Below are 6,481 nucleotides of genomic sequence, written 5' to 3'. Positions count from 1 at the left end.
AGGCTTCGCCGTATATTAATCATCCGATCGCGCTGGCCAATGTCCTCGCCACGGAAGGTGGTGTCACAGACGGAGAAGTGTTGTGCGCAGCCTTGCTGCACGACACGATTGAAGATACCGAGACCACCGGCGGATTGGTCGGTTGAACGTAAGCAGGAATATTTCGATTGGTCAGCTAGGGTCGTCGCAGGCGTGCGTGATGTGCATCCGGGACTGGCGTTGGTGTTCGATCAACTGCTCGCCAGACGGCCGGCATGAATGGACCCTGTCAGCGAAATTGCCAGTCAGGCGTTAATGCATTATGAATTCTGAATTTCCCTGGGAGAGGAGATTGCCATGACGTAGTTACCAACAACTGGAGCTATGTCATGGCACGTACGTTTCGCCGCAAGCGGGAGCGTCACGAGTATTACTGGGTGCTGCACAATTGGGAGTCGCGTGCTCCTTTCGGCCACTGGGTGCCACTCGACCCGCAATCCAAGGCTGGGCGCAAGGCAATTGCGCGTTTCCATTCCGATAAGTCGGTCACCATGGGCGGATCAGCACCGCGCTGGTACCGCAAGGTGTCCGATCACCGAATTCGCACCAGCAACGACCGCATGCTGCGCCGCTGGTTGGGTGATCCCGAATTCGATCCTGTATTTCGGTCCTGGCACAACCACGATGCGAACTGGAGTTGGTGGTGATCGCTGAATTTGCACTGATATATCGTTTCACGGGTTTCTTCATACGACTGGCCGGGCCCATCCGGGGTGCCGGCCGTAATCGGGAGAAACCGTATGAAAAACATGAAGCGCGCCATGCGCCGTCACCACGCGGCAAGGTTGAAGCACGCACGTGGTCACCATTGGGGGCGTGATATTCGGCATGAGCCGAAACTGCTCGGAAAAGTCGTCATCGCGGCATCGACCGGGAAAAGCCATGTCGATGGTGACTTCGAACGGTCATGAATTTTGGTGCCGCTGTTCGCTCATCCATCTCCACCATAGACGAATGAGCAGGCCAGCGGCCAGCCTGTCGGTCGTCGCCCCGATAACGGGCAGAAACAGGACATCCGTTTCGGCGACGACGACCCTACAGCATCCGGATTGTTAAAGATCAGCGTATCGCCCACACGGGCAGCACTACGCCCGTCTACGCAGAGGGATTTTGACCCGACTTTGACACTTTCGAGGCACATATTTGGGTGACCTTTAGCAACGGAGCGGTTTTGCGGGGAGCAAGCCGCAAAACGCCTAGATACATGGATTGTTGATTTTCTCGCGTGGAGGCCGCTACGATGGGGCTCATGTACCTACGCGAGAGCAAACAACGACGTGCGGATGGCAGTGTCGTGACCTACCTGCAACTGGCGGAGAATGTCTGGGATGCCACCAAGGGACGGTCGCAAGCGAGCATCGTGCATAACTGCGGTCGCGCCGACGATCCGGACGTTGTTGAACGGCTGCGCCGACTGGCCAAGAGCATCCTGCGCCGCTGCTCGCCGGAGGAGATCGTTGGCGCCGGTGGCGACTGGCGGCTGATCTGCGCCTGGCCCTATGGCGACGTTTACGTCCTCGAAACCCTCTGGAAGCAGTTGGGCATCGACGCCATTGTGCGGCAACAAGCCGGCACGCGACATTTCGGCTTCGACGTCGAACGCGCCATGGATTTTCTGGAAGCGAACAAGGACGCCATCGAAGCCGCCATCTTCCACCGGGTGGCCGACTTGCTTAATCTCGACGTAGACGTGGTGTTCTACGACACCACCTCGCTGCACTTCGAGATTGACGACGAAGACACGGGCGACAAGAACGGAAACGTCCGGGGCAGCGAAGTTTCCGGCAAGACCTACACTGCGCCGCGTCAGCGGGGGCACAGCAAGAACGGTCGCGGTGATGCGCCCCAGATCGTCGTTGGTATGGCGGTCACCCTGACGGCCGAAGACATGGCGCTGGGCTACAAACAGCAGCAGCGCGTGGAAGAAGCCTGGCGGACGATGAAGAGCGGACTGAAGATGCGCCCGGTGTTCCACTGGGCGCCGCATCGCATTCACGCCCACATCGCCATCACCGTCCTGTCCCTGCTGCTGGAGCGAACCGCCGAGTACGCGTGTCAGGATACATGGCGCAATATCCGCGACGACCTCAAACAGGTTCAACGGGCGCTATTGTCCAGCCCCAACGGCCGCGTCTGGCAGGTCACCGAGCCGTCACCTTCGGCATCTAACCGATTGAAAGCATTGAAAATAAAGCCGCCAAAGCCGATCCTGAATCTGGATTGAGCACCTTCTTCGCCTAGATACACACCCGTTTTTGCAACTTCGCCCAAAGCCTTGCGCCATGCAGCTTCCCGACAGGTGTGTTACTTGGCGGTGTCAAAGTCGGGTCAACCTGATCGCCCCTATGCCGATATCCCGAGAATCGTGCCGATTCGGTTTTGTCAGGCGAAACAAATTGAAACATCCGGCGCAAAAGGAGTCCGCTATTATTCTCGCTTCTTCCGGATGCCTCGCTCCTCGACCGTGAATTCCTTCCGTCTCAACAGGCTACCAGGCCTTTTTCTCTTGCCGGCGGCTTTGCTGGCGACCTCGGCGTTGTTGTTTGCGCCTCCCGTTCTTGCCGATGATCTTCCGGATCTGGGGGAGTCGGCGCGCGCTGAATTGTCGCCTCAGCTTGAACGCAAGGTGGGCGAGAGCATCATGAACGAGATCCGGTTACGCGAGCCGAGTTATATCGACGATCCGGAGGTCAGCGACTACCTCAACCGTCTCGGTAGCCGGCTGGTCGAGGTAAGCGCCAACCCGACCGGTGATTTCCAGTTCTTTGCCATTCGCGATTCCACGGTGAATGCGTTCGCCATGTTCGGCGGTTTTATCGGTGTGAACACGGGCACTATCCTTACGGCACAGTCAGAGTCGGAACTGGCGGGCGTGCTGGCCCATGAAATCGGTCACGTTACGCAAAACCACCTGGCACGGCAGATTGCGAAATCGAAGCAGAACACCATTCCCAGCATGATCGCGATGGCGGTCGGAATTCTCGCCGCTCGCTCCAATTCTGATATTGCGGCGGCGACCATTACCTCCGCGCAGGCAAGTGTTGTGCAGGCGCAACTGGCGTATACGCGTGACTACGAACGCGAGGCCGATCGCCTGGGGTATCAGACGATCGAAAGGGCGGGCCTCGACGTGCGCGGCATGGGCGATTTCTTTGAGCGGCTGCAAAAGGCCGGGCGCTTGTACGAGAACAATGCGCCGGTTTATCTGCGTTCTCACCCGCTGACGCTGGAGCGCATTTCCGACATGCAGAACCGGGCGCAGCTTGCGCCCTATCGCCAGGTGATCAGCGACCTCGACTTTCACCTCGTGCGGGCGAAGTTGCGCGCGCAAACGGGCACGGCGCGGGAAGCGATCAGTGACTTCGGACTGCAACTGCGCGAGAAGAAGTACGCGTCCCTGGCTGCGACGCACTATGGGATGGCGGTCGCACAAATGCGCCAGAAGGACGCCGTGGCGGCGCAGCGCGAAATCGAGGCCATCAAGGCACTCAAGGTCTCGTCGCCGATGATTTCCGGACTGGCGGCGCAGATCCGTTTCTCCGCGAACGACACGATGGGGGCGCAGGTTATCTATCGTGAGGCGCTGCAGAACTTCCCGCAGTCGAAGGCCCTGATCTACGGTTATGCAGAGTCCCTGTTGGCCGGAAGGCAATACGATCAGTGCTTGCAGTTTCTCGAATCGCAGATGCAGATCAGCTTCTCCGATTTCAAGCTCTATGGCTTGCAGGCAAAGACCTACTCGGCATTGGGCAAGCGCCTGCAGCAGCATCGAGCGCAGGCAGAGTTCTACTACCTTCAGGGGCAACTGGGGCAGGCGGTCGAGCAGTTGCAGTATGCACAAAGGGAAACCGACGGGAATTTCTACGAGCAGTCGGTTGTTGATGCGCGTTTGCGTGAGCTCCGCGCGTTGCAGGCGGAGGAGGAGAAACTCAAGAGAGAGGGCGGGTAGAATGCGCCTTTACATCTCTTCTGGACTTGCTCATGCAGTTTGATCGCGAACTCGACGTGCAGGGACTCAAGTGTCCGCTGCCGATCCTGCGTACCAAGAAGTCGCTCTCCGAAATGGAAACCGGGCAGGTGTTGCGCGTGCTCGCCACTGATCCCGGCGCGGCCAAGGATTTCCAGGCCTTTGCCCGGCAAACGGGGAACCAGTTGCTGTCTGCCAGCGAGACCGACCAGGTCTTCGAGTTCTTCTTTCGTCGCAAATAGCGCGCGGTTCCGGCAAGGTCTTCATCGTTAAGCAGGGTTGATCCATGATGGCGGACGCGCGCCACTTCGCGCTGCTTGACGCCGACGATGGCGCGGCATGGCTGTTGACGAATTTTCGTTGTGCCATTGGAGCGTCCGATCCGGACGCCGTCTTCGCTGCCGTCGATGTGGCGACGAACGGCGGTGAATGGGCCATACTTGCCGCCGACTACGAGCTTGGCGCCTGCTTCGATCGGGCGATGGTGCAGCCCGGTGCGTCGAGCCCTCGTCTGCGCGGCTGGGTATTTGGCTGTGCCGAACGTCTCGATGCAGATGCGCTTGAGTGCTTCTTTGCGGACCGCCTGGCCGAGATGCCCGCGCATGACCGGATCTGTGGCGTTGCCGATGCCGTCTTGACCCTCGATGCAGCAAGTCACGCGGCAAAGGTCGATCAGATTCGGCGCTGGATAAGCGAAGGCGATTGCTATCAGGTCAATCTGACCTTCCCGGTCGACTTCACAGCCTACGGCCATCCGCTGGCGCTTTACGCCCGACTGCGGGCGCGCCAGCCGGTGCGCTACGGCGCGTTTGTGCTCACCCCGGAGGCGACAATACTGTCGTTCTCGCCCGAGCTTTTCTTCGAACGGCATGGATGCCGTGTCGTTACCCGGCCGATGAAGGGAACGGCGCAGCGCGGTGCGACACCCGAAGCGGACGCAAGGAACCGGGCGGCGCTGTTGGCGTCGAGCAAGGAGCGGGCCGAGAACGTCATGATCGTGGATCTGTTGCGCAACGACCTCGGGCGCCTTGCCGCACCCGGTGGCGTGAACGTCGAGGCGCTGTGCGCGATCGAGGCCTACCCGACGTTGTGGCAGATGGTGTCGACGATCTCGGCGGATCTGCCGGATGCGCCCTTGCGTGACATCTTTCGCGCCCTGTTTCCGTGCGGATCGATTACCGGCGCGCCAAAAATCAGGGCGATGGCGCGAATTGCCGAGATGGAAAGCGGGCCGCGCGGGCTGTACACCGGGGCACTCGGCTGGGTCGCACCGGGCGGCGATTGCCGCTTCAACGTGGCGATCCGCACGCTGGAGATCCATGCGGCAGGACATGCACGGCTCGGTATCGGCAGCGGCATCGTTATCGACGCCGATCCTGCCCGTGAGTACGCGGAGTGTCTTCTCAAAGCGAGTTTTGTCACGGGCTTTGACCCCGGCTTCGAGTTGATCGAGACGCTCCGGCTGGTCGAAGGTGTTTATCCCCTGATGGTGCTACACCTGCAGCGCATCGAATCGTCGGCGCTCGCGCTCGGTTTCGCCTGCGACTTGTCGGCGATATCCGAACGGCTCGCCACGGTTGCGCGGGAGTGCCGCGATGGCGCCCATCGTGTCCGCCTGACGCTCGCGCACGATGGGCGGCTAAGTGGCCAGCACGCAAAGATGCCGGCCGACGAGCAGCAGTGGCAAATCGTTGTTGCTGACGAAGCGCTGGATGGCGACGACTATCTGCTGCGCCACAAGACGACGGCGCGTTCACGCTACGACGCTGCCCTGGCGCGTCTGGCGGCGATGCCGGCCGTATTCGACGCGATCTTTTGCAACACGCGCGGCGAGGTCTGCGAGGGCGCGCGCAGCAACGTTTACGTTGAGCGGGATGGCGTGCTCCTGACGCCCCCCGTATCGAGCGGCTTGCTGCCCGGGGTCATGCGCCGACATCTGCTGGAGTCCGGGCGCGCCGTTGAGCGTGTGCTGTACCGCGAGGATCTGCTGACGGCTCCGGCAATCTACCTGTCGAATGCCCTGCGCGGCCTGTTTCCGGTGACCTTGCGGTCGCCGTCGGCTAGCCCGTTACGGTAACGACGATCTTCCGGCGGTGGGGAACGTTTCGGTGTTCCCACAAGTAGATGCCTTGCCACGTACCGAGCAGCAGTTTTCCGTCGGCGACCGGCACGGTGATCGAACTGCCCGCCAGGATGTTCCGGCCATGTGCGGCCATGTCGTCGTCGCCTTCGTCGTCATGCCGATAGGCGCTGTCGCCGTCAGGCGCCCAGCGCGCTGCCAGCGTTTCGAGGTCGCGGCGCACCGTCGGGTCGGCGTTTTCCGTGAGAATGACCGAGCAGCTCGTGTGTAGCACGAAGACGTTGGCGAGTCCCGTTGCAACTTGCGCCGTACGCACGATCTGCGCGATTTCGGCGGTGATCTCGGTGGTGCTTCGGCCGCGAGTCGGTACTTCCAGGATTTGCTGCACCGTCATG

General features: G+C 60.7%; 7 protein-coding genes. 6 read left to right on the top strand and 1 reads right to left on the bottom strand.

What is annotated here, in order from left to right:
* Window positions 1-368 precede the first annotated feature (368 nt).
* From KBA32_RS02615 to pabB, 6 genes are all read left to right on the top strand, one after another.
* Window positions 369-686 (top strand): hypothetical protein, encoded by a 318-nt coding sequence (locus KBA32_RS02615; protein WP_294354868.1) that lies wholly within the window; start codon window positions 369-371, stop codon window positions 684-686.
* Window positions 687-779: 93 nt separating this feature from the next.
* Window positions 780-950 carry a hypothetical protein gene (locus tag KBA32_RS02610; RefSeq protein ID WP_294354865.1) on the top strand — a complete coding sequence of 57 codons (171 nt, stop codon included), beginning with the start codon at window positions 780-782 and terminating at the stop codon, window positions 948-950.
* 329 nt (window positions 951-1,279) lie between these two features.
* On the top strand, window positions 1,280-2,263 hold the full coding sequence (locus tag KBA32_RS02605; protein ID WP_294354862.1) for a hypothetical protein: 984 nt from the start codon (window positions 1,280-1,282) through the stop codon (window positions 2,261-2,263).
* Window positions 2,264-2,353: 90 nt separating this feature from the next.
* Window positions 2,354-3,988, top strand: coding sequence for a M48 family metalloprotease (locus tag KBA32_RS02600; RefSeq protein ID WP_294354879.1), 1,635 nt, complete (start codon window positions 2,354-2,356; stop codon window positions 3,986-3,988).
* 32 nt (window positions 3,989-4,020) lie between these two features.
* Entirely contained in the window at window positions 4,021-4,248 is a 228-nt protein-coding gene (locus KBA32_RS02595) for a sulfurtransferase TusA family protein (protein ID WP_294354858.1), read from the top strand.
* 44 nt (window positions 4,249-4,292) lie between these two features.
* Complete coding sequence (gene pabB, locus KBA32_RS02590; RefSeq protein WP_294354853.1) at window positions 4,293-6,083, top strand: aminodeoxychorismate synthase component I; 1,791 nt, start codon at window positions 4,293-4,295, stop codon at window positions 6,081-6,083.
* Here the strand turns inward: pabB and KBA32_RS02585 are convergent.
* On the bottom strand, window positions 6,067-6,480 hold the full coding sequence (locus tag KBA32_RS02585) for a secondary thiamine-phosphate synthase enzyme YjbQ (RefSeq protein WP_294354850.1): 414 nt from the start codon (window positions 6,478-6,480) through the stop codon (window positions 6,067-6,069). The two genes, pabB and KBA32_RS02585, sit on opposite strands and share 17 nt — an antisense overlap.
* Between the last annotated feature and the right edge of the window lies 1 nt (window position 6,481).

The sequence above is a fragment of the Propionivibrio sp. genome (assembly GCF_017995515.1).
Lineage (GTDB): Bacteria > Pseudomonadota > Gammaproteobacteria > Burkholderiales > Rhodocyclaceae > Propionivibrio.
Note: the sequence above shows the minus strand (reverse complement) of the source record. Positions and strands in the feature narration are given on the sequence as shown.

Bases quoted from the DNA above. Each gene is read 5' to 3' on its own strand.
- KBA32_RS02615 (WP_294354868.1), top strand. From the start codon at position 369: ATGGCACGTACGTTTCGCCGCAAGCGGGAGCGTCACGAGTATTACTGG.
- KBA32_RS02610 (WP_294354865.1), top strand. From the start codon at position 780: ATGAAAAACATGAAGCGCGCCATGCGCCGTCACCACGCGGCAAGGTTG.
- KBA32_RS02605 (WP_294354862.1), top strand. From the start codon at position 1,280: ATGGGGCTCATGTACCTACGCGAGAGCAAACAACGACGTGCGGATGGC.
- KBA32_RS02595 (WP_294354858.1), top strand. From the start codon at position 4,021: ATGCAGTTTGATCGCGAACTCGACGTGCAGGGACTCAAGTGTCCGCTG.
- pabB (WP_294354853.1), top strand. From the start codon at position 4,293: ATGATGGCGGACGCGCGCCACTTCGCGCTGCTTGACGCCGACGATGGC.
- KBA32_RS02585 (WP_294354850.1), bottom strand. From the start codon at position 6,480: ATGACGGTGCAGCAAATCCTGGAAGTACCGACTCGCGGCCGAAGCACC.